The following is a 23,417-nucleotide window of genomic DNA, read 5'->3' as shown; positions in this document are numbered from 1 at the left end:
GAATTGGAAAGCAATGGCCATTTCCTATGACCTTAGACCAGTTGGTTCATGTTTTGCGCGAGAAACAGATAATGTGATCGTGAAGGAGAGTTCTAAGCTCTCTTTAATTGGTTTGTCGCAAAATGAGATGGTGCAGGCTTTAAAGACAGTTGGTGTACCAGAGCATCAAACGCGTATGCGTGTGCGTCAGCTTTGGCATTGGCTTTATGTGCGTGGCGTTTCAAATTTTGATGAGATGCTGAATATTTCTAAAGCAATGCAAGAAACACTTAAGTGTCATTTCTCCATTGCGCGCCCAGAAATTGTTGGAGAACAAATATCAAAAGATGGTACGCGTAAATGGCTCTTACGTTTTCCTGCACGTGGAGCTGGAAGGCCTGTTGAAATTGAAACGGTTTATATCCCTGAAGAAGGACGTGGTACTTTATGTCTTTCATCGCAAGTAGGGTGTACGTTAACTTGCTCTTTTTGCCATACGGGAACGCAGATGCTTGTTCGCAATCTGACTGCGGAAGAAATTTTGGCACAATTATTGGTTGCACGTGATTGTTTGGGTGATTTTCCTGATAAAAATAACCCTGATGGGGCAATAGTTCCCATTGAAGGTCGCAAAATTACCAATATTGTTATGATGGGGATGGGAGAACCTCTTTATAATTTTGAAGCTGTTAAAAAAGCTTTATTGATTGCTTCTGATGGTGACGGGCTTTCTTTATCAAAACGTCGGATTACGCTTTCAACCAGTGGGGTTGTTCCTGGAATTATCCGAACCGGAGAAGAAATTGGTGTTATGTTGGCGATTTCACTCCACGCAGTACACGATACATTAAGGGATATGCTTGTTCCCATTAATAAAAAATATCCGCTTGCTTTATTAATGGAGGCTTGCCGTAATTATCCTGGTCTTTCCAATGCAAAACGAATCACTTTTGAATATGTTATGCTGAAAGATATCAATGATAGTTTAGATGATGCTAAGGGATTGATTAAGTTATTGAAAGGGATTCCTGCTAAGATCAATTTAATCCCTTTTAATCCGTGGCCAGGAAGCAATTATCAGTGTTCTGATTGGGAGCAAATCGAGCGTTTTGCTGATGTTGTTAATCAAGCGGGCTATGCTTCTCCTATTCGGATACCGCGTGGACGCGATATTTTAGCGGCATGTGGACAACTTAAATCAGCTTCAGAGCGTTTACGGAAATCTGAACGTTTGCGACTTGAAAATGCCATTGGTCATTAGTTAATACAACTTTCTGCGATATTAAAGCCTATGCTTTTTTTCAGTAAATCAGCATATAATAGCATGTGTGAGACAGAGATTAAGATGGATAAGTGCTAGACGAACAGTTTCAGCTTTTATATGCTCAATGGGGGAAAATATTGTATATAGTAGTCTGTTTGCGTAATCTCTAAAATGAGGAGGAAACCTCATTTAGAGGCAATATGAAGTCTTAAGGGTCTTAACTAATTTCCATATTATTACCATACCTTTTAATTCTATTTTATGACTTTTAAAAGCATCTACGGTAATATCTTTTAAAAAGTGGAGATTGTATATTGCCTCACTCTTTTGTTTATTACGTTCTTTAAAAAGATTTCGCTTTACACACGAAAACTCCCGATTCGCTTATAACGTACAAGGGAAAGATATTGTTTGATTCAAAATAAACAGGTTTAAAATGAGAGAATCCTACAATATTTTTGTTCTCATTTAAATTAAAAACGATAAATTACATTTATAAATCAATGTTTTGTAACTATAAGGAGATGGAGGGCAAAGATAGTAAAAGTACCAGCAATAAGCCAGTCGAGAAAGCGAATATAAAGAGGATTTTTATTGAGAATTTTGGTAAATTTATGCGCTGTAAAAACGATAGAAATTGTAATGGGAAAAGAAATAGGAATATAAGAGAGTCCTAAAAAGAGTAGCTTTTGTGTTGCCATAGGATCATCCGCATTGATAAATTGTGGTAAAAATGTGGCGTTAAAGAGTATAACTTTAGGATTTAAAAGATTGATTCCAATACCAGCAAGATAGTTACGTTTAGCGCTTTGAGATTTAGAAGATGTCTGTTCAAAGGAAAATGTCGGATTTCTCCGTAACGCTTGAAAGGAAAACCATAAAAGGTAAAAGGCGCCAACAATTTTTAGAAGAATAAAAGTGTGTGGTGCAGCAAAAATAAGCGCTGATAAGCCAAGTGCTACAGCGGTAACTTGAATGGCAAACCCTGTTGCACTACCCAAGGCGCACATAATTCCAGCTTTTTTGCTTTGTGTAATGGTTCGTCCTACAGAAAGCATCATATCAGGTCCTGGAATAAGTGCTAAAATCAACGATGCTAAAGCAAATTGTACAACAATAGACCACTCCGGTAGAAATGACACGTAAATCTCCTTTTATTTTTAAGCAGTATTCATTATTTACACTCTAAAGCGTTTTTATTTACCTTTTTTGCGTCTTTTTAATGTTGCTTAAAGAGAATTTATTTTTATACTTGTTGCATTGTTTTGATTTCTAGGTAGAAATAAAAGAGCAGCTCATATAGAACTTTGAAATGAAGAAGTGGCAAAATATTAGAAAAGTTGTTTTGGCTTATTCGGGGGGATTGGATACGTCAATTATTCTCAAATGGTTGCAAAGTACGCTAGGCGTTGAAGTTGTAACTTTTACAGCGGATTTGGGGCAGGGGGAAGAGCTAGAATTTGCTCGTCGTAAAGCTGAAATGTTAGGTGTTAAAGAAATCTATATTGAAGATTTGCGTGAAGAATTTGTGCGTGATTTTGTTTTTCCGATGTTTCGAGCCAATACCGTTTATGAGGGGACTTACCTTTTAGGAACATCAATTGCACGCCCACTTATTTCAAAACGCCTTATTGAAATTGCTAAGGAAACGGGAGCAGATGCAATTGCTCATGGGGCAACGGGCAAAGGCAATGATCAGGTGCGCTTTGAGCTTTCCGCTTATGCTCTTAACCCTGATATAAAGATTATTGCTCCATGGCGTGATTGGGATTTTAAGAGTCGGACAGATCTGTTTGAATTTGCTCGTACACATCAAATTCCTGTAGAAAAGGATAAGCAAGGCGAAGCACCTTTTTCAGTGGATGCAAATTTATTGCATTCTTCATCAGAAGGAAAGATTTTAGAAGATCCAGCACTTCCTGCTCCTGAATATGTCCATATGCGTACTCTTTCGGTAGAAGATGCTCCAGATCAAGCAACAAGAATCACTCTTGGCTTTAAAAAAGGTGATGCTGTTTCAATCAATGGAAAAAATTTATCTCCTGCAACTTTACTTGCAGAATTAAATCATTATGGGCGCGATAATGGTATTGGTCGGTTAGATTTGGTGGAAAATCGCTTTGTGGGTATGAAGTCGCGGGGTATTTATGAAACCCCAGGGGGGACCATTCTTTTAACGGCTCACAGAGCTATAGAATCTTTAACGCTAGATCGTGGTGCAGCTCATTTGAAAGATGAATTGATGCCACGTTATGCAGAACTCATTTATTATGGATTTTGGTTTTCGCCGGAACGTAAGATGCTGCAGGCAGCTATTGATTTATCTCAAGAACATGTTGAAGGTGAAGTCACGTTAAAACTCTATAAAGGAAACGTGATTGTTGAAGGGCGCCAAAGTAAAAAATCACTTTATTCGAGTGAGTTGGTAACTTTCGAGGATGATCAAGGTACTTATGATCAAAGAGATGCAACTGGTTTTATTAAATTAAATGCTTTACGTTTGCGTACATTAGCAATGCGTCATCAAGGCGATAAAGAAAAGAAATAGAAAGTTACGGTGACAAGTGTAATGTGGATTAGTGCTTTTGTATGAAATGCCTAGTTGAAGCATTTTTTCTGTTGGTTTTTACCGTTCTTTCGTTCAATATTAGAAGCTTATCTTTTGCGCTAATAAATATAATAAGCAAAACCCATGATAATAATAGCAATGAAGGCTTCGATAATCAAAACAAGTCAATTTTGCTTTATAATATTGAATGTTTTTGATTTTTATCAGAACAAAATATGTTTATAGCGAGGGCGGTTTTTGTATTGTGACTTAAGAGTATAAAGAAATTTTCATCTTTTTGCTTGCTATTATTGACGAATAAATTCAAGAACCATACACCCTATTTTGAAAGAGTGTAATTTTTAGGACAAATAATGATGCGTGATCAGTGTGATACCCTTAACCTTACGCCTGAATTAAAAGATGCAGCTTCTCAATCGAGAACTTGGCCATTTGAAGAAGCACGTAAGATTATCAAACGGTATGAAAAGACGGGTTATCCAGACAGTGTGATATTTGAAACAGGTTATGGCCCTTCTGGTTTACCGCATATTGGAACTTTTGGGGAAGTTGCACGTACAACCATGGTGCGTCATGCATTTCATATTCTTACGGAGAATAAAGTAAAAACAAAATTGCTTTGTTTTTCTGATGATATGGATGGTTTGCGCAAGATTCCTGAGAATGTGCCTGATCGCGAAAGGATGGAACATTATCTTGGTCAACCGTTGAGCCGTGTACCGGACCCTTTTGGAGATGATTATCCTTCTTTTGGGGCAGCGAATAATGCCCGGTTACGGGCTTTCCTTGATCGTTTTGGTTTTGATTATGAATTTGCAAGTGCTACGGATTATTACAGTTCCAGTCGTTTTGATGAAACGCTTTTGAAAATTCTTGCCTGTTATGACAAGGTTATGGCAATTATTTTACCAACATTAGGTGAAGAGCGGCAAGCGACCTATTCACTCTTTCTACCGATTTCTCCCTTTTCTGGAAAAGTATTACAGGTACCGATGATTGCGCGTAATGTTGAAAAAGGTACAGTTACTTATATTGAGCCAGAAACAGGAGAAACCATAGAAACAGAGGTTACAGGGGGCAAGGTTAAGTGTCAGTGGAAGGTAGATTGGGCAATGCGTTGGACAGCGCTTGGCATTGATTATGAAATGGCAGGAAAAGACCTTATTGATTCCACAAATCTTTCTTCTAAAATTTGTAAAGTATTAGGTGGAAAGCCCCCAGAAGGATTCAACTATGAGCTCTTTTTAGATGAGAAAGGGCAGAAAATTTCCAAATCCAAGGGAAATGGCTTAACCATTGATGAATGGCTTACTTATGCTCCAACAGAGAGTTTAGGGCTTTATATGTTTTCAAAGCCTAAAACAGCAAAAAGGCTTTATTTTGATGTCATTCCTAAAGCGGTTGATGAATACTATGCGCATCTTTCAGCCTATGGTCGCCAAGAATGGAAAGAGCGTCTGAATAATCCTGTATGGCATATTCATAATGGTTGTCCACCGCAGGTTGATTTGCCTGTATCCTTTGCGATGCTCCTAAATTTGGTAAGTGCTTCAAATGCGGAGAATGCAGAAGTTCTTTGGGGTTTTATTTCTCGTTACGCTAAAGGAGCAAATGCACAAACTTATCCAGAACTTGATCAATTGGTGAAGTTTGCTATTAAATATTTTGATGTTTTTGTTAAACCAAACAAGAAATTTCGTATACCAGATGATAGCGAACGAGCAACATTAGCACAAATTGAGGAAAAATTAGCTAATTTACCTGAAACTATTGATGGCAACATGTTACAAAATATGCTTCTTGATGTTGCACGATTAACGGAACGTTATCAAGATCATAGCAAAAAAAGCCCTGAAGGTGGGCCTGGTGTTTCCAATGTTTTTTTTCAAATGTTGTATGAAGTCCTTCTTGGACAAGAGCGAGGTCCACGATGGGGATCATTTATAGCGCTTTATGGGATTAATGAAATGCGTGCACTGATTGCTGAAACACTTGCACGGCCGACGGAGGAATAATGGAACGAAGAGTGCAGGAAGTAAAGCGACGCCGTACATTTGCAATTATTGCTCACCCAGATGCGGGGAAAACAACATTAACAGAAAAGCTTTTATTGTTTGGTGGTGCTATTCAACTTGCAGGAGAAGTAAAAGCCAAAAAAGATCGTATTCAAACCCGTTCTGATTGGATGAATATTGAGCGTGATCGTGGTATTTCCGTTGTGACTTCGGTGATGACGTTTGAATATGAAAATCATATTTTTAATCTCCTAGATACTCCAGGACATGAGGACTTTGCGGACGATACCTATCGCACTCTCACAGCTGTTGATAGTGCTATCATGGTATTGGATGGGGCACGCGGAATTGAGCCAAGAACACTGAAATTGTTTGAAGTATGTCGGATGCGGGATATTCCTATTGTTACGTTTATCAATAAAATGGATCGTGAGGCACGTGATCCTATAGAGCTTTTAGATGAAATTGAAGAAAAGCTTGCTCTTGATACTGCGCCTATAACATGGCCAATTGGTACGGGTAAAGATTTTGTTGGTACCTATGACCTTCATCATAATCGTTTTCGTCAAAAAGATGATGAGATAACACAGCGGATAGTTTCAAATCCCAGAGAGGTTGTCCATTTACTCCCTGAATATCAACATTCAACTTTTATTGAAGGGGTAGAACTCGCTCAAAGTGTTTGCAAGAATTTTGATCTTCAAGCTTTCCGTGAAGGTCATATGACTCCGGTTTATTTTGGTTCAGCTTTGCGAAATTTTGGTGTTCGTGATTTGATCAATGCGCTTATTGATTTTGGTCAAAGTCCTCGTGATCAAAGTGCAGATCAGCGCAATGTCATAGCCATGGAACCTAAAATGACGGGATTTGTTTTTAAAATTCAAGCGAATATGGACCCTAATCATCGTGATCGTATTGCATTTTTTCGGGTATGTTCGGGAACACTTGAACGTGGTATGAAAACAAAGTTGGTTCGAACAGGAAAACCGATGACACTTTCGGCTCCACAATTTTTCTTTGCGCGTTCACGCCAAATTGCTGACCAAGCCTATGCCGGTGATATCGTAGGGATTCCTAATCATGGAACATTGCGTATTGGCGATACTTTGACTGAAGGAGAAGATATCCTCTTTAAGGGAGTACCAAATTTTGCACCAGAGATTTTGCGTCGTGTTTGTTTGGGCGATCCAATGAAAGCAAAAAAGCTCAAAGAAGCTTTGCAACAAATGGCTGAAGAAGGGGTTGTACAATTGTTTATTCCTGATGATGGGTCGCCTTCTCTCATTGGTGTTATTGGTGCCTTGCAAATTGATGTTTTAACGGAACGACTTAAGGTGGAATATTCTCTGCCGGTAAGTTTTGAATCAGCGCGCTTTAATTTATGCCGTTGGATTTCAGCGCAGAGCAAAGATGAGTTGCAAAAGTTTCTCAGCAATCACCGCTCTGCTATTGCGTATGATTTAGAAGGTGATCCAGTTTTTTTAGCAGAAAATCATTTTTCATTGAATTATGAAGCAGAGCGGGCACCGAAAATAAAATTTGCAGCTTTTAAGGATTATCAAGTACGCTCTTAAAATAAAGAAAAATATTTTCTACAATAATTTGATTTATAATGATAATTTATCGTTTTTCATATTGAAACAATCAAAATCATTTGTTTTCACGTCATAAGTAGGATTGGTGTGTGCGTAAAAACACTTGAAGCAAGAAATACAAAGCCTCTTATAAATTTTCTCTATAGCCAAGAGCTTTCAAAATATTGGGCGAGGGTAAAAAAGTGATTATGGTGGTTTGTAGCGTTATGATGTAACGATGGTGGTGTGTGATGTATCTTATCCCATTCACGGAAGTTTACATTATACTATTCATTTATATTATTATGGGACGACATTACGAGGTAAGCTCAAGTACAATGAAAGATGTCTATTTAAAAACAAACATATAAAATTGCAACATAATGATATTTTTGGGCATTCTATTTTGCATAAGGGATGTGATCCTAGCAAGATAGAGGCTTGCACGATAAACTTTTGCAAAACTCTCTCCATAAAAGTAATCTATTTTCGCTGTTAAAGGTAGACATATTATTTTTTTCTGAAAATGGTGGGGTATGTAAAGGATATTTTCAGATTGCACTGTATAAAGAATACGGTAAATTTATTATATTCAAAGAGCTGCAATGCATTGGTACCCCTAGCACCTTTTAAAACTTTAATATTTATTTTTATATTACCTATTTGAGTTAGAGAATAAACTGTAGCCAATTCTACGTTGAAAAATATCAGAAAAATTTTATATATTTTTTCGCGATGATTTAAGACATATAATTTACTTCAATATTTTTTTAAATTTAAACTAAAAAATCTGCTGTATAAATATAGCTTTTCAGTTTTTCCTTGTATAAATATTGTATACAGTCAAAATAATACAAATAATCAATAAGCTGAAATTTGTTATCCCAAATATGAGATCATATGACCTATAAACCGCGTGTCTTTTCTATTTCTCCGGGAACTGCTTTTTTGCCTCACTTTGTTGATGCACTACTTTCTGGTAGCCTTATTGATAATTTCGCTTCCAGTGGAGATATTCAAACTGCCCTTGCTGATAGCCTTATTTATGTTCCAACACGTCGTGCTGCTCGCGCTTTGCGTTTAGCTTTTGTTGAAAGAAGTGATACACAATCAACATTTTTGCCAACCATTCGTGCTCTAGGAGATGTAGATGAAGACAGTTTCCTTTTTGTTGAAAATCATACCAGCGCTCTCGATCCGCCTATTGGAGAAAGCGAACGTCTTTTACTTTTAGCGCGCCTTATCCGTCCATGGCGTGAAAATTTGCCTGCGCATCTGCGTGCCATGTTTGGTACAGAAGATGTGCTTATTCCGGCTCATAGTGCTGATGCTATTTGGCTCGCGCAAGATTTAGCACATTTGATGGACGAAATTGAAACAGAAGGAGCAGACTGGTCAAAACTTAAAAATATTGCATCTGATATGGTCGCTGAATGGTGGCAAATAACGCTCGATTTCTTGACTATTGTTACGCAAAATTGGCCAAAAATCTTGACAGAAAGACAACGAAGTAATCCCGCGGAATGGCGTAATCAAGCACTCACAATGCATGCAGAAACTTTACGACGTATGCCGCCTGATAAACCGGTCATTGCAGCTGGTGTATCAGGTTCTATGCCCGCAGTTTCTCATCTTTTAAAGGTTATCGCTTCTCTACCAAAGGGGGCTGTTGTTCTTCCTGGCCTTGATCTTCATATGGATGAAGAACAATGGAATGCACTAAGCACAAGCAATGAAGAAAAAACAGCTTGTGATTTTTTTGATCTTGCAGAAAATGTTTTTAGCCATCCTCAATATCATTTAAAAAAACTTCTAACTCTCATGGAGTGTCAACGTCATCATGTTTGCGAAATTGGCCAACAAAGTATAACAAAGAAAAAACGAATGGCTCTTTTATCAGAAGCACTCCGACCAGCTTCTACAACAGATAAATGGGTACAAATTGTCCGTAACGATTATGAAAATCTTTGTGCAGATTGGTCATTTATTGAAGCTATAAATGAACGTGAAGAAGCTCTCGCGATTGCTGTTACCTTACGCAAAGCTATTGAAGAACCTCAAAAAACTGCAGCCCTTATTACAAACGACCGTAATTTAGCACGCCGTGTTGTTGTGGAATTACAGCGATTTGGAATTGAAGCAAATGATTCAGGCGGAATACCACTTGCACAAACATTGCCTGTAACTCTCTTACGACTTATCTTAGAAAATGTGTTGCAACCCGATGATCCCATTGCTTTTCTTTCTCTTCTTAAACATCCACTGACAACACTCCAACAAAACCGTCATCGTTTACGGGAAATGGCAGAAAATTTTGAACTTTTTGTTCTTCGAGGGAATACAGGACGCATCAATCTTTGCGAATGTGATCAATTTCTTGAAAAATGGATTGAAACGCACTTTCATAATAGTTCTGAAATCAACGCTCTTGATCAGCAGAAATGTGAAGAAGCACGTTTCCTTTGTCATCTTTTGAGGAAAGCTGTTGAACCTTTAACATCTCTTATGAAAAAAGAGAAAGAATGTACCATCAACGAAGCTGCGATAGCAACTGTTGAGGTTTTTGAAAATTTTGGGCGCAATGAGAATAATTCTCTTGCACATCTTTATCAACACGAAGCAGGACAAACCCTATCAAAATTTTTACGTGAATTGGTCAGTGATCAATCCGGATTAACATTTCATCTTTGCGAATGGCCCGCTATGTTTTCTGCCATAATAGCAACCCGTTCTGTCACACCTTCGCCTGGAGGACATCCACGTTTATTCATCTGGGGTACGTTGGAATCACGTTTGCAAACAGTTGATACAGTGGTCATCGGCGGTCTTAATGAAGGGTCATGGCCGATATCAACCCGAAATGATGCTTTTTTATCGCGACCGATGAAAATGATGTTAACTCTGGAACCACCAGAGCAGCGTATTGGTCTTTCCGCGCATGATTTTCAATGGGCGATGGGAATGGATAAAGTGGTGATGAGTCGCGCATTGCGCGTTAATCATACGCCTTCCATTCCTTCACGCTGGCTACAACGCATGGAAACAGTTGTAGGAAAACAGGTTTGGGAACAAATCCGTGAACGAGGTGAAATACTACGCCATTGGGCAAAGATGCTTGATCATACAAGCATAACTTCTGAGGTGGAACGTCCTTGCCCTGCTCCGCCTCTTGATATACGCCCGCGTCATTTTTCAGTTACTGAAATAGAAACATTACGATATGATCCCTATGCTATTTATGCTAAAAAAATCTTACGGCTCAAACCACTTAAAGAACTTATTCATGATCCTAGCGCTTCAGAACGTGGAACACTTTATCACGCTATTCTTGCAGCCTTTTGCACACAAATAAAAAATCCAAATGATGCAAATGCACTCAATGTACTGCTTTCTATTGGACGTAAAGAGTTTGATAAATTCAATTTTCCACCCGATATTGAAGTAATTTGGTGGAATAGTTTTGAAAATCTTGCTCCACGCTTTATTCAATGGGAACAAAGTTTAGGACTGCGAGAGCGATATTCGGAAGTGGTATCACAAAAAATTCCTATAGGAACAACAGGAGTAACCCTTTCAGGACGTGCTGATCGTCTTGATGTTTTGCCAGATAAAACGGTTGAAATTCTAGATTTCAAAACCGGAACCCCTCCTTCATCAAAACAAGTTCGTGAATTATTATTTCCGCAATTGGCTTTAGAAACAGCTTTACTCATACAAGGGGGCTTCCCAGATTTTCAAGATTTTACCCCCTCAAATTTATTTTACATTTCTCTTAACAAAAAAGGTGAAATTAAATCCCAATCAATTCTTTTAAAGAAAAAAGACGGAAAAACTCATCTAAGTGCTGTTGATCTTGCTGACAATGCATGGGAAAATCTTATCGCACTCATAACTTATTATAAAAATCCACAACAAGGTTATCTTTCACATGCTGTCCCCATGTCAAAACGATATGAAGGTGACTACGACCATTTGGCTCGGTTGTGGGAATGGTCAAGTGGTTTTCATAAAGAAGAGTAATCATGACGTTTTTTTCTATTCCTGAAGCCGCTCTTGATGCACAAGCAACAGCAACACATCCCCAAAAAAACGTGTGGGTTTCTGCAAATGCTGGATCTGGAAAAACCCACGTTTTAAGTGAACGTGTTATCCGTTTGCTTTTAAACGGTACGCCTCCAGCACGTATTTTATGCCTTACTTATACAAGAGCTGCTGCTGCTGTTATGCAATCACGAATTTTTCGCACGCTTTCCAGTTGGAATGAACTCGATGATGCACAGCTGCAAGAAACCTTAACACGGTTTGAAAAAAAACCTGTTAATGCGCAAAAACTAACTTATGCACGACAACTCTTCGCGCGTGCTCTCGAAACGCCTGGTGGCTTAAAAATCCAAACGATTCATGCTTTTTGTGAATCTCTCTTGCATCAATTTATGTTAGAAGCCAATATTGCAGGGCATTTTGAACTTCCCGATGATATCAGTCGAAAAAAATTACGACAAGAATCTCGTCGTCAACTTTTAGCCCGTCGTGATGTACAACCTGCTTTGCAACAGTTACTTCAAGTTATTAGCGAACATACTTTTAACCAATTGCTTTATGAGGCAGTTGAAAAGCAACATAAATTGTCTGATTTTTTATCTTCTCTTTTATCTGAAAATGGAGAAGAAAAATTGCGCGCGCTTTTTAACTTAGCGCCCAATGAAACAAATCAATATCTGCTGGAACAAATTAAACAAACAGCGCGCCTTCCTCTTTATGCTCTTAAGCATTGTGAAATCAATGGTAGTCAAAGCTTTAAGGATATGGTGGAAAAACTTTCCCAATTAGAAAAGGTGCATGATGAGACAAATATTCTCAATATTATTTCTGATATTTATTTTACAATAAAAGGTGAGCCACGTAAGTTTTCACATTTATCTCGTAAAAAATCAGATGAAATTTGGCCTTTTATTCAACAAATGCTTGAAGATAAACAAAAAAAGCTTTCTCTTCTTTTAGAGAAATATCAATGCGCAAAAGTTGCTACTCTCAATATGGCTGCTTTTCAGTTATGTGCTGTTTATCTCAAAATCTATACGAATCTAAAAAAGGCCAATGGCTTCTTAGACTTTGACGACCTTATTGAGCGTACACTTCATTTGTTACAGCGTAAAGGTGCAAGCCAATGGGTTCATTATAAACTTGATCGTGGGCTTGATCACATTCTACTTGATGAAGCACAAGACACTAATCCTGAGCAATGGCAAATTATTCAACTGTTGGCACAAGAGTTTTTCTCAGGTTATAGCCAACGAACAAATATACGGACTCTTTTTGCTGTTGGAGATGAAAAGCAATCTATTTATTCTTTTCAAGGCGCAGCTCCAGAAAATTTTGCTGAAAATGGACGAATCATTCAAAAAAAAGTGCAGCAAACAAATCAACAATTTGAAAAAATACAACTGCATTACTCTTTTCGCTCTACAGCGGATGTTCTTAAAAGCGTTGATATTGTTTTTGAAACACCAGAAAACTATAAAGGACTTTCGGCAGAAAATACAAAAACGGTGCATGAAGCTATTCGTGTTAACAGTCCCGGTGAAGTTGTTATATGGGATGCTATTTCCCAAGAGACGAGTGAATTTCCTCATGATTGGCATTTAAGCGTTGATCATTTAGATACCCCTGAAGTTCGTTTAGCAGAAAAAATTGCTGAAACTATTGCCAACTGGTTACAAAAAGGTGAAATGCTTCCAGCAAAAGGACGCTTAATACGGGCAAGTGATATTATGATATTGGTTCGTAAACGTGATCAATTTGTCTCAGCTCTTACCCGTGCTTTTAAACACCGCAATATTCCCGTAGCAGGGGCTGATCGTTTACAGCTTACCAAACATATTAGTATCCGTGATTTAATGGCGCTTGCACGTTTTGTTTTGCAGCCACAAGATGATCTTTCTCTTGCTTGTGTTTTAAAAAGCCCCCTTTTTGCTCTTAGTGAAGAGGAACTCTATCAGCTTGCTGCACACCGCACCGGCTCTCTTTGGCAAAGCTTATGTACGCACGCATCATCGCAGATATCTTTTAAAGATGCTTTTGAAAAGCTAAACCATTATCGCGCTTTAGTGGATAAAATACCGGTTTTCGAGTTTTATAGCCATATTTTGAATAATGATAAGGGAAGACAAAAAATTCTGTCTCGTTTAGGATCTGAAGCAAATGATGTGCTCGATGCTTTTATGGATTATACGCTCACTATTCAAAAAACAGGATTACCAGGATTACAAGCTTTTTTAGAAACATTAAGTGCAAGTGAACCAGAAATTAAACGTGAATTTGAACAAAATAATGAAGAAATCCGCATTATGACTGTTCATGCTGCAAAAGGACTAGAGGCTGCTATTGTGTTTTTAGTCGATCCTGGTAGTGCGATTTGGCATCCTCAGCATGCGCCTCACTTGCTTAAAGTTCCTTTAAACAATGCAAAATGGAACGGAAAACAAACCTTTATTTGGCGTCCCAATGAAAAGTTTGATACAAAACTCTCTAAACAAGCAATTTCACACTTAAAAGAGCGTGCAGAAGAAGAATATAGGCGCCTTCTTTATGTAGGAATGACCCGCGCTGAGGATCGCTTGTTTATTTGTGGATATAAAGGACAGAAAACACCATCTCATACATGGTTACAACTGGTAAAAAAAGCCCTCGAACCGCATGCTCTTGCTATAAAAGATTCTGCGGAAGATATTGCAGCTTTGCGTTATTGTATTACACCTCCTTCTTCTGCTTCTATAAACCCAAAAGTCCCTTGCGCTGAATGCCAAACCTTACCACCTTTGCCTGCTTTTTTCTCCCATAAAGTACCAGAAGAGCCAGTGCTACCAAAACCGTTAAAACCCTCAGTCGCGAGCCTTGCCATTGAAGCTGATACAGAGCTGTCCTCAAGTCCAAAACAGCTTACCACCTCCCCTGTTTTAGGAGAAACAAACACTAACAGAGCTTTTTCCATTGAATATGGTAATATCGTTCACCGATTATTACAATATTTACCCGATTACCCCCCACAAAAACGTCGAGACTATGCTCGAAACTATCTCAATATCAAAGCCTCTCATTGGTATGAGAGCCAAAGAGAAGATGCTCTTCGCCATGTTTGGAAAATATTAGATCATGTTTACCTCAAGCCCCTTTTTTCTGAGCATTCACGTGCTGAGGTTTCCTTAATGGGTATTGTAAAAATTCGTGGAAAAGAACACGCAATTTCTGGTCAAATTGACCGTCTATACATCACGCAAAACAGCATCATCTTTGCCGATTTTAAAACAGGAACCCCGCCAGAAAATGAAGCTGCTATTGCTTCCCATCACTGGTTGCAAATGGCTCTTTACCGAAAATTATTACAAGCTATTCATCCTGATAAAGATATCCAAGCTCTGCTTATCTACAGTAAAGAAGCCAAAATTTTTAAGCTTTCTCCAGAAAAACTCGAGGCATTTCTTGGTGAAGTTGCCTTATAAGTTATTCCTTTCCTTCAAAGTATCCTTACGCTTTTTGACTTTCATAAAATCGCCCAAACAAACATAATGCACAATCTCTGGTGTAAAAAAGTCCTTTAATAATTTATCTTTGCAATAACTTGATATGAATTGTTATCATACCAATCTATAAAGAGTGAATATAAAGGATAAATCAATGACGTGTATAAAAGTTGATAAGGACAATTTCGAAAGTGAAGTTCTAACCTCTTCCACCCCTGTTGTGGTTGATTTTTGGGCAGAATGGTGTGGACCTTGCAAAATGATTGCTCCAATTTTGGATGAAATTTCAATGGAAATGCAAAATCAAGTTAAAATTGCTAAGGTAAATATTGATGAAAATCCGGAACTGGCTACCCAATACGGAGTACGTTCTATCCCTACATTATTAATGTTTAAAAATGGAAATATTTCATCGAATATGGTTGGTGCTACCTCTAAAGGACGTCTTTCTGAATGGATAAAAGATGGGCTTAGTTAATTCCACATATAATCACTATAAAGGAGAGAAGCTTTGTCTCTCCTTTTGATTTTTTTAACATTCTTTTTTGCATTATATTATAATAAAAAGATAATAAAATCAAAATGTTAAATGAATTTAAAAATTCGTACTTTTATGCGTGATTCAATTGACTATTTTTTATAAAAAATTGCCCTGTATGAAGAATATAGGCAATTCTTTCCTTATATGCGCGTCAAAAATATTGGGTGAATGATAATTTCATAAAGGTATTTTCTTCTTGAATAAGACTATAGAGATAGATAGTGCTTTCAACACATAAAAAGGCAATATCAATCTAGAAATAAGGAGATTTTTGTTTGGAGTCCTTTGCAATTTATGTCATTGTTATATAAAAGAGCCAGTATTTCATCTCATCTTCATAGTTGATACATCCATGAGGGACTTCTTTATGTTGTTCATCATCTCAAATTTCGGTACGTATTGAGGTATTATCAATTAAAAAATGATGATGTTCATGCTCATGTCGATGTTTTTTTAAAATGTACGAATTGCAAAAGACTGTTGCAAACGTTCAATGGAATGTTGTGCTGATCTGAGTGTTACATGACGCCCATGTTCTTTATAGTGTAAGGTGAGTGCAAAAGTGGCGAGTTCTAAAAGAGCTGTATTTCTTTCTGGCCATTCAACAAGTAAAATATTTTTCTCACGAGCTTCATGAAGCCCTAATTCATCAATTTCTTCTGCCATAGAAAGGCGGTAAAGATCAGCATGAATAATTTCAAACTGTGGAAGTTGATAGCTTTGCACAAGAGTAAAAGTAGGGCTTGGAACATCCATAGTATTATCGTTCGCAAGTGTTTGGATGATTGTACGTGCAATAGTTGATTTTCCAGTCCCAAGATCTCCTTGCAGCGTTACAAGATCCCCCGGCTTTAAAGAAAGGGTTAAATGTTGTGCAAAAAGCTTTGTTGCCTCTTCATTTTCAAGAAAAAAACTAAAGTTCATTAAGGGTTCCATGAAATGGATGAAAAATTTTTGTTATAATAAAGATTGAAATTAAAAAATCTTATCTCCTTTGGGAAGTGGGAAAAAACATTTAACTGTTGTTCCTTTTCCAGAACCGGTAAGAATCTCAACATGTCCACCGTGTAGTTCAACGAAACTCTTCACAAGGGAAAGGCCAAGACCCGCTCCTGCACGCCCGCCATGGTGTGAATGAGAAGAAAAACGTTTAAAAATACGATCAAGGACGTCTTTTGGAATATCAGAGCCTTCATTGTGAACGCTAAAGACAATATTATCATCTTGTTCATCAACGCAAAATTCAATAGTGCTCGCCTCCGTTGCAAAATTAATAGCATTACTCAGCACATTCACAAAAATTTGATGCAAGCGTTTTTCGTCAGCAGAAATGGAATTTAAGGAAGGAGAAATTTGTTGTAAAAGCGTAATATGGCGTCCATTAAGGCGATCTTCTATACGTGCTACTGCTTGTATCATAGCATCTGCAATATTAACCGATTTTATGTCCAACTCCATAATGCCTGCATCAAGGGTAGCAAGATCAAGAATATCGTTAACAATATTTAAAAGAGTTCCTGATTCTGAATGAATATGCCCAAGATATTCTTGTTGACGTTTATTGATAGAGCCGAAAATTTGATCACGTAAAATATCCGAAAATCCAATAATATTGGTGAGAGGTGTACGCAATTCATAGGAAACATGTTGGACAAATTCATTACGCAAACGATCAGCACTTTCTAATGCTTCATTTCTTTCTTGAAGAGCACGCGCAACATGGACAGTGTCTGTAACATTCACAAAAGTAAGCATTGTTTGTCCATCGGGAAGAGGAACCAGAGTATAGTCAATAATCATATCATTTTTAAGATCTATACGACCTGAATATGTTTCACGTTTTTCAGCAAAACCGGTAATGAATTTGGTAAATTGATCCCATTCTTGTCCTAAGGTTAAGGCTGAACAATGGCTTTGTAACTGTGTAATATGGGTCCCTTCTACCAGTAAATTATAAGGAAGCGACCACAATTTCGACAAGGCAGGATTCGATAAACGAAGGCGTCCATCAGTACCAAAAACAACCACGCCTTCGGAAAGTTTATCAAGTGTTTCACCTTGTATTTTAATAAGTGTATTATAACGGCGTTCAAGATCAATTTTTTCTGTAAGGTTTTCGTAAAGCCAAGTGACACCTCCTTGTGGATGAGGGTTCGAGATAACACGCACCGTACGCCCATCTGGAAGATTCCAAATTTGTTGGTTCGATTCTGTTTGTCGATAGGCTTTAAAAAGTTCTTCTTTCCATGCGCGCCAATCGGGGTGTTCAGCAATGAGCCCTTTTTCACGTAGACGTTCAAGAAATAATGTATGGCTTGGTTCACTTTCTAAAAAGGAAGTCTCCAACGGCCATAAAACTTTAAAAGCATGATTACAGAATTTTAATTTTTGGTTTGTATCAAAAATAGCTACAGCTGTTGAAATTTGGTCAAGTGTTTCACAATGGCTTTGAAGAACATAACGTAATTCATGAGCAAGATTTTCATATGCGCTGTCATCACGCGCAAAAGCTGCCATTCCTTCGGCTGTTGTAATACGTGTGAGATGAAAACGATGTCGTTCTCCATCAATAACTGTGTGAACATGTTCTTGAAAAATTGTTTCTGTTTCATCTGTTTTGCGTTGTGTATTCTCATTGAAAAGATCACCCACTTCATCACTGCCTTCACGAAAGTCTGTCATTTCTCTAAAGGCGCGATTGATAAAACAAACTTTTCCTTCACAATCTTTTATCCATACGGGCTCTTGAATAAGATCAAGAAGATTACGCTGCATTCTCAGTTCAGTAAGAAGGCGGGCGATATCTTTCTGTAAACGAGCATTTTCACTCTGTTGTTTTGAGATATCTTGAAAACGAGCAATAGCGACTGTTCCTGCGATGACGCCTGTAACTTGTAGCAGTACATTGTTTGTGGTGGTGATAGAAAGATCAAAAGGGTGACATTTACAACGTAGTTGAGTCAATGCATAATCAAGTTCTCGCAGAGAATTTTCTTCAACCCAGAGCTCAAAACGCTGAAAATCTTTCTGATCGATTCCTATTTTTTGCAATGCAGAAAGGGCACCAACGACACGGGGTAAGGTTGTTGGATTTTCCCAAATAAGAAGGAATTGCTCGGTTTCTTCCAGAAGCCATTCATAATATTTAAGTTTTTCAGAAAAATTTGCCTGAATTATCTTCAATGGCTTCTGTGCAGTTTTTTTTGCACACATAATAACAGCTAGACACGTGAGAAGTGAAGCACAAGAAATTCCTCCACACAGCGCTAAAAGCAGCCATGGACCATCTAGTAAAGTGAAGAAAAATGGTAAATAACCTTCCAATGACTGAGCAACAGCGCATGTTGGAGAAAAAAAGAAAAAAAGGCAAAATATATACGCATAGATTCGAATCATTTTTTGAGCTTTTTCTTTGGGGTTATAGTCACCAAAGCTGCGCACGACATCTTACCCTTTTTTAACCCAAGGAAATGTTTAATAACGGTAATGGTTTGGTTTATAAGGTCCTTGTGGTGTGACTCCAATATAAGCGGCTTGTTCTTCTGATAAAACACTTAATTTTATTCCTAACCGATCAAGATGTAGACGTGCAACTTTTTCATCAAGATGTTTAGGCAAAACAGTGACTTCATTTGTATAGTGTTCTGCACGGGTAAAAAGTTCAATTTGCGCTAAAACTTGATTAGTAAACGAGGCTGACATGACAAAAGAGGGATGCCCAGTCGCATTCCCGAGGTTTAACAAACGCCCTTCAGAGAGCAAAATGATGCGTTTTCCATCGGGAAAGGTGATCATATCAACTTGTGGTTTAATATTTGTCCATGGCAAATTTCTAAGGGCTGCGACTTGGATTTCGTTATCAAAATGACCAATATTGCCAAGAATACACATATCCTTTACTTGTCGCATATGGTCTAAACGAACAACATCTTTATTGCCTGTTGTCGTGATGATAATATCAGCACTGGAAGCAGCATCATCCAAATTAACAACTTCATAGCCATCCATAGCTGCTTGAAGAGCGCAAATAGGATCAATTTCTGTTACTTTAACACGAGCCCCAGCACCAGAAAGAGATGCTGCTGAACCTTTTCCCACATCACCATAGCCACAGACAATGGCAGTTTTACCAGCGATCATCACGTCTGTTCCACGTCGAATACCATCAACCAATGATTCTTTACATCCATATTTATTATCAAACTTTGATTTAGTGACACTATCATTGACATTAATAGCAGGAAAAGGCAAAAGCCCTTCTTTTTGTAACTGATAAAGACGGTTTACACCTGTTGTGGTTTCTTCGCTTACACCTTTAATTGCTGCGCGCTGTCGTGTAAAAAATCCTGGCGTTGCATCCATACGCTTTTGTATTTGTTTGAAAAAAATTTCTTCTTCTTCTGTTTTGGGATGCGATAGGATATCTTTATTTTGTTCTGCACGACTTCCCATTAAAATATAGTTTGTGGCATCAGCGCCATCATCTAAAATAAGATTGGAAGGATTACCATCTGGCCATTGGAAAATTGCATCTATATAAGTCCAATATTCTTCCAATGTTTCACCCTTAACGGCGAATACAGGAATACCAGTTGCGGCGATAGCTGCTGCTGCATGGTCTTGCGTAGAAAAAATATTGCTAGAGCTCCACCGTATATCGGCGCCAATTGCTTTTAATGTTTCAATTAAAACAGCTGTTTGAATTGTCATGTGCAATGAGCCAGAAATACGCGCTCCGCGCAAAGGTTGATTAGAGGAAAACTCCTTGCGACAAGCCATCAAACCAGGCATTTCAGTTTCAGCAATATCAAGTTCTTTACGACCATAAGCGGCAAGTGCAATATCTTTGACAACAAAATCTTGAGCTGCCATTCTTTATTCCTTTAAAATAAGTTTTTCCAAGACGGTAGGAGAAATTAAAAAAAAATGCAAGACAAGAAGAGGACTTCTTTATGTGAAAAAGCTTTTTTAAAATCTCCATAAATTTGTGCAACAAATATGCATTTATGAATCTGAGTAATGATGTTACTGAAAGAATAAGAGATCTTCATGATAAGTCTTATTATATAAACAAAACTCTATCCTTTTCACGTAACTTTAAAGCTTTTAAAAATCTCCAGAGAGAATACCTTTTAAATAATAAAAATTGTGCATTGCTTCACAGTTTTTATATCGATTTTTTATGGGATAATATCGAAAGTAGAATACTTATATTCTACGCGCTTATGCGGTTGTTGAAAAAGGAAGTATTACCTTACTTTAATCTCATTATTAAGCTTTCTACCAAAATAATATAATGCAAAGTCATAGGTTATCATATTTATGAATAGGCAATTCAGAATCGGTTCTTTAGGATTCCAATGTTGCATCTGCTCTTGGATAAAGACAGTTTATAAGAAGTGCTTTTCTCTTGTTTTCAACGATTTTTATCAAAATACTATAGGTATACGATTAAACATTTTTTGTGATACTGAATAGAGCATTTAAAACGCAAAAACATTACTCTATTGAGCATTCTGATTTCAGAATCGCTAACAACGAGCTATAAATTATAAATCAAATAATTAACTCAGTTTTGAAAAAATTTATTCTAGACGAATAAGTTTTGCGAAAATTGACCATGTGGACGAAATCGCCAAAGATAACTTGGCAAGAATGCAGCCATTGCTCTGGGAGTAATTCCCACACCTTCTAGAGTATATCCATTCTCTATAGCCTCTTTAGAAACAATGTTATCCATTTGCAAAAAACGTATCTGATTGGCTGTTACGAGTGTTGGTACAAAAGGCAATTTACCGATAGTTCCCAAAATTCCTCCAATCAATAGACTAGCAGAAAGGGGCATGGATAGGATTGTTTTTTTACGGTGAATAATTTTGAGTATATTTTCAAGAGTATTTTGAAAGGTGATAATCTGGGGACCACCAAGATCATAATTTTTTCCCCAAGCAACCTGTCCATCTAAAGTGCGCGCGATAAACTCAGCAACGTCACCAACATACACGGGTTGCAATTTGCTTTGCCCACCCCCAAAAAGAGGCATAATTGGTAAAAAACGTGACAAATCTGCTAAGGTGTTAAAGAAACAATCCTCTGGTCCAAAGATAACGGATGGACGGATAATAATTGCTTGAGGATGCTTGTTATGAACGATTTGTTCACCCATAAACTTAACACGTGCATAAAGACATGAAGCATTCTCGTTAGCCACAAGTGCTGACATATAGATGAGTGGAATAGCAGCTTGTGCTGTTAATTCAGCAACATTGTAAGCACCATCAATTTGTGTGTTTTTAAAATTCGATTGATTTGCTTGTTTTAAGCTACCAGGTAAAAACACTGCCGCATCAGCTCCAAGCAACGCGCGTGCAACAGAAGCACGATGCTTGATATCCGTTTTAAGCATTTGGGTTTGTCCTACTTCTCCTATTTGGAGCATGTAATAAGCTTTTTGTGGACAACGAACAGCGATACGAACGCGATATCCCCGCTTAGTCAAAGTTTCAACGACATGTCGTCCTACAAAACCAGATCCGCCAAAAACAGTAACAAGTTTAGGATGTTGATAAAGTGCACAATCAAGTTGCATGATTAAAAAGTCTATCTTTCAACGCTTTTAAAATAATCGATTTTTAGCACGGAGGTGTTTTATTGTCACGCAAAATATCGCCCGCAAGATAAAGGGAACCACTAATAAGGACAATTGCCTCTTTATATTCGGCTCTAATCTTATGCAAAGCATCTTGTAGATGCGCCTGTGGAGTAGCAAAGATTCCTGCTTTTTGCGCTGATTCAGCTAATTTTATTGGAGAGATACCGGCATTATTGTTAATCAGCGGTATCGTATATATTTTATCGACAAGGTTCGCTAAGGAACGAAAATAACCAACAGCATCTTTGGTATTGAGCATACCAGCAATCATAATAATGGGACGATCTGTTTTTTTTCTCCATTGTGTAAGTTCTGCCGCAATAACTTTTCCAGCAGCAGGATTGTGACCACCGTCTAACCATAAATCAATATTAGGAGACAGTTGATCAACCAAATGTCCTTGGATAAGATGTTGCATCCGTGCGGGCCAATAGATATTTTTCAAAGCGTCATTTATGGTTTGTTCTGAAAGTTGAAAACCCGCTTGACAAACTGCTTCAAGAGATGCGCCAGCATTGGCAACTTGGTGGTCTCCAATAAGGTTAGGAAGTGAAAGATCCATGAGACCTTGATTGTTTTGAAAAACCATACGTCCATGTTCTTTATAACTTTGATAATCTTGATCAAATAGAGAATAAGGTGCTCTATTTTTATCGGCAAGGGGTATTAAAGTAGCAAGAGTTTCTTCATAATTTTGCTTCCCGATGACTACTGGAACATTTGGTTTGATAATCCCTCCTTTTTGAAAAGCGATTTGAGCAATTGTATTTCCAAGAAAGGTTTCATGATCATAATCAATGGGCATAATAAGCGATACAGCTGGTTTGTTAATGACATTGGTAGCATCAAAACGTCCTCCCAAACCAACTTCTAAAATTACAACATCAGCTGGATGTATACTAAACAGCATAAAGGCAGCGGCTGTAAAAATTTCAAAAATAGTAATCGGCTCTTGACGATTTACTTTTATAATTTCACGGATTGTTTCAGCCAATTGGTTTTCTGTAACAAGTTGACCACCTCCTTTTTGACCTAACCGGCAGCGTTCATTCCAGTTGACGAGATGAGGTGAGCTATAGACATGAACGCAGTATCCTGCACTTTCTAAAAGAGCACGGCAAATTGCTGAGGCAGATCCTTTGCCATTTGTTCCAGCGATGTGAATAATAGGGGCAAGTTTTAAATGTGGATTACCAAGACGCTCTAAAAGGTGAATAATACGCTCTAAAGAAAGATCAAATTTTTTCGGATAATTTTTTAGTAAATCATCTACCACCCTTTGTATTTGGCTTTGTTGCATAAA

The 23,417-nt window shown here is 37.8% G+C and carries 13 protein-coding genes; 7 read left to right on the top strand and 6 right to left on the bottom strand.

What is annotated here, in order from left to right:
- Positions 1-13 precede the first annotated feature (13 nt).
- Positions 14-1,240 carry a 23S rRNA (adenine(2503)-C(2))-methyltransferase RlmN gene (gene rlmN / locus ACFIJR_RS02370; RefSeq protein ID WP_375626145.1) on the top strand — a complete coding sequence of 409 codons (1,227 nt, stop codon included), beginning with the start codon at positions 14-16 and terminating at the stop codon, positions 1,238-1,240.
- Between the two features lie 503 nt (positions 1,241-1,743).
- Here rlmN and ACFIJR_RS02365 read toward each other — a convergent pair.
- The gene (locus ACFIJR_RS02365) at positions 1,744-2,385 is read right to left on the bottom strand and encodes a LysE family translocator (protein WP_375626147.1); all 642 of its coding nucleotides are present in this window, start codon (positions 2,383-2,385) and stop codon (positions 1,744-1,746) included.
- A gap of 170 nt (positions 2,386-2,555) precedes the next feature.
- Here ACFIJR_RS02365 and ACFIJR_RS02360 point away from each other — a divergent pair, with 170 nt between their 5' ends.
- The 6 genes from ACFIJR_RS02360 (at position 2,556) to trxA (ending at position 15,399) form a co-directional block, all read left to right on the top strand.
- Complete coding sequence (locus tag ACFIJR_RS02360; protein WP_375625502.1) at positions 2,556-3,791, top strand: argininosuccinate synthase; 1,236 nt, start codon at positions 2,556-2,558, stop codon at positions 3,789-3,791.
- Between the two features lie 374 nt (positions 3,792-4,165).
- Positions 4,166-5,827, top strand: coding sequence for a lysine--tRNA ligase (locus ACFIJR_RS02355; protein WP_375625501.1), 1,662 nt, complete (start codon positions 4,166-4,168; stop codon positions 5,825-5,827).
- The gene (locus tag ACFIJR_RS02350; protein WP_375626150.1) at positions 5,827-7,401 is read left to right on the top strand and encodes a peptide chain release factor 3; all 1,575 of its coding nucleotides are present in this window, start codon (positions 5,827-5,829) and stop codon (positions 7,399-7,401) included. The genes ACFIJR_RS02355 and ACFIJR_RS02350 overlap by 1 nt, the downstream gene beginning before the upstream one ends.
- A gap of 900 nt (positions 7,402-8,301) precedes the next feature.
- On the top strand, positions 8,302-11,421 hold the full coding sequence (gene addB / locus ACFIJR_RS02345; protein WP_375653437.1) for a double-strand break repair protein AddB: 3,120 nt from the start codon (positions 8,302-8,304) through the stop codon (positions 11,419-11,421).
- A 2-nt stretch (positions 11,422-11,423) separates the two neighbouring features.
- On the top strand, positions 11,424-14,900 hold the full coding sequence (addA, locus tag ACFIJR_RS02340; RefSeq protein ID WP_375653435.1) for a double-strand break repair helicase AddA: 3,477 nt from the start codon (positions 11,424-11,426) through the stop codon (positions 14,898-14,900).
- A gap of 175 nt (positions 14,901-15,075) precedes the next feature.
- A complete protein-coding gene (gene trxA, locus ACFIJR_RS02335; protein ID WP_012754458.1) occupies positions 15,076-15,399 on the top strand; it encodes a thioredoxin in 324 nt (107 codons plus the stop codon).
- A gap of 516 nt (positions 15,400-15,915) precedes the next feature.
- On the opposite strand, the gene tsaE is transcribed toward trxA, so the two are convergent.
- From tsaE to ACFIJR_RS02310, 5 genes are all read right to left on the bottom strand, one after another.
- A complete protein-coding gene (gene tsaE / locus ACFIJR_RS02330) occupies positions 15,916-16,386 on the bottom strand; it encodes a tRNA (adenosine(37)-N6)-threonylcarbamoyltransferase complex ATPase subunit type 1 TsaE (protein ID WP_375626156.1) in 471 nt (156 codons plus the stop codon).
- 51 nt (positions 16,387-16,437) lie between these two features.
- The gene (locus tag ACFIJR_RS02325) at positions 16,438-18,903 is read right to left on the bottom strand and encodes a PAS-domain containing protein (RefSeq protein ID WP_375651658.1); all 2,466 of its coding nucleotides are present in this window, start codon (positions 18,901-18,903) and stop codon (positions 16,438-16,440) included.
- Between the two features lie 33 nt (positions 18,904-18,936).
- Complete coding sequence (ahcY, locus tag ACFIJR_RS02320) at positions 18,937-20,334, bottom strand: adenosylhomocysteinase (RefSeq protein WP_375633659.1); 1,398 nt, start codon at positions 20,332-20,334, stop codon at positions 18,937-18,939.
- Positions 20,335-21,052: 718 nt separating this feature from the next.
- Positions 21,053-22,051 carry a complex I NDUFA9 subunit family protein gene (locus tag ACFIJR_RS02315; RefSeq protein WP_375653432.1) on the bottom strand — a complete coding sequence of 333 codons (999 nt, stop codon included), beginning with the start codon at positions 22,049-22,051 and terminating at the stop codon, positions 21,053-21,055.
- A gap of 43 nt (positions 22,052-22,094) precedes the next feature.
- Positions 22,095-23,414 (bottom strand): bifunctional folylpolyglutamate synthase/dihydrofolate synthase, encoded by a 1,320-nt coding sequence (locus ACFIJR_RS02310; protein WP_375653429.1) that lies wholly within the window; start codon positions 23,412-23,414, stop codon positions 22,095-22,097.
- Positions 23,415-23,417: the final 3 nt, after the last annotated feature.

The sequence above is a fragment of the Bartonella sp. OD88NMGDW genome, assembly GCF_042193775.1.
GTDB lineage: Bacteria > Pseudomonadota > Alphaproteobacteria > Rhizobiales > Rhizobiaceae > Bartonella > Bartonella grahamii.
This window is presented reverse-complemented; position numbering and strand designations above follow the sequence as displayed.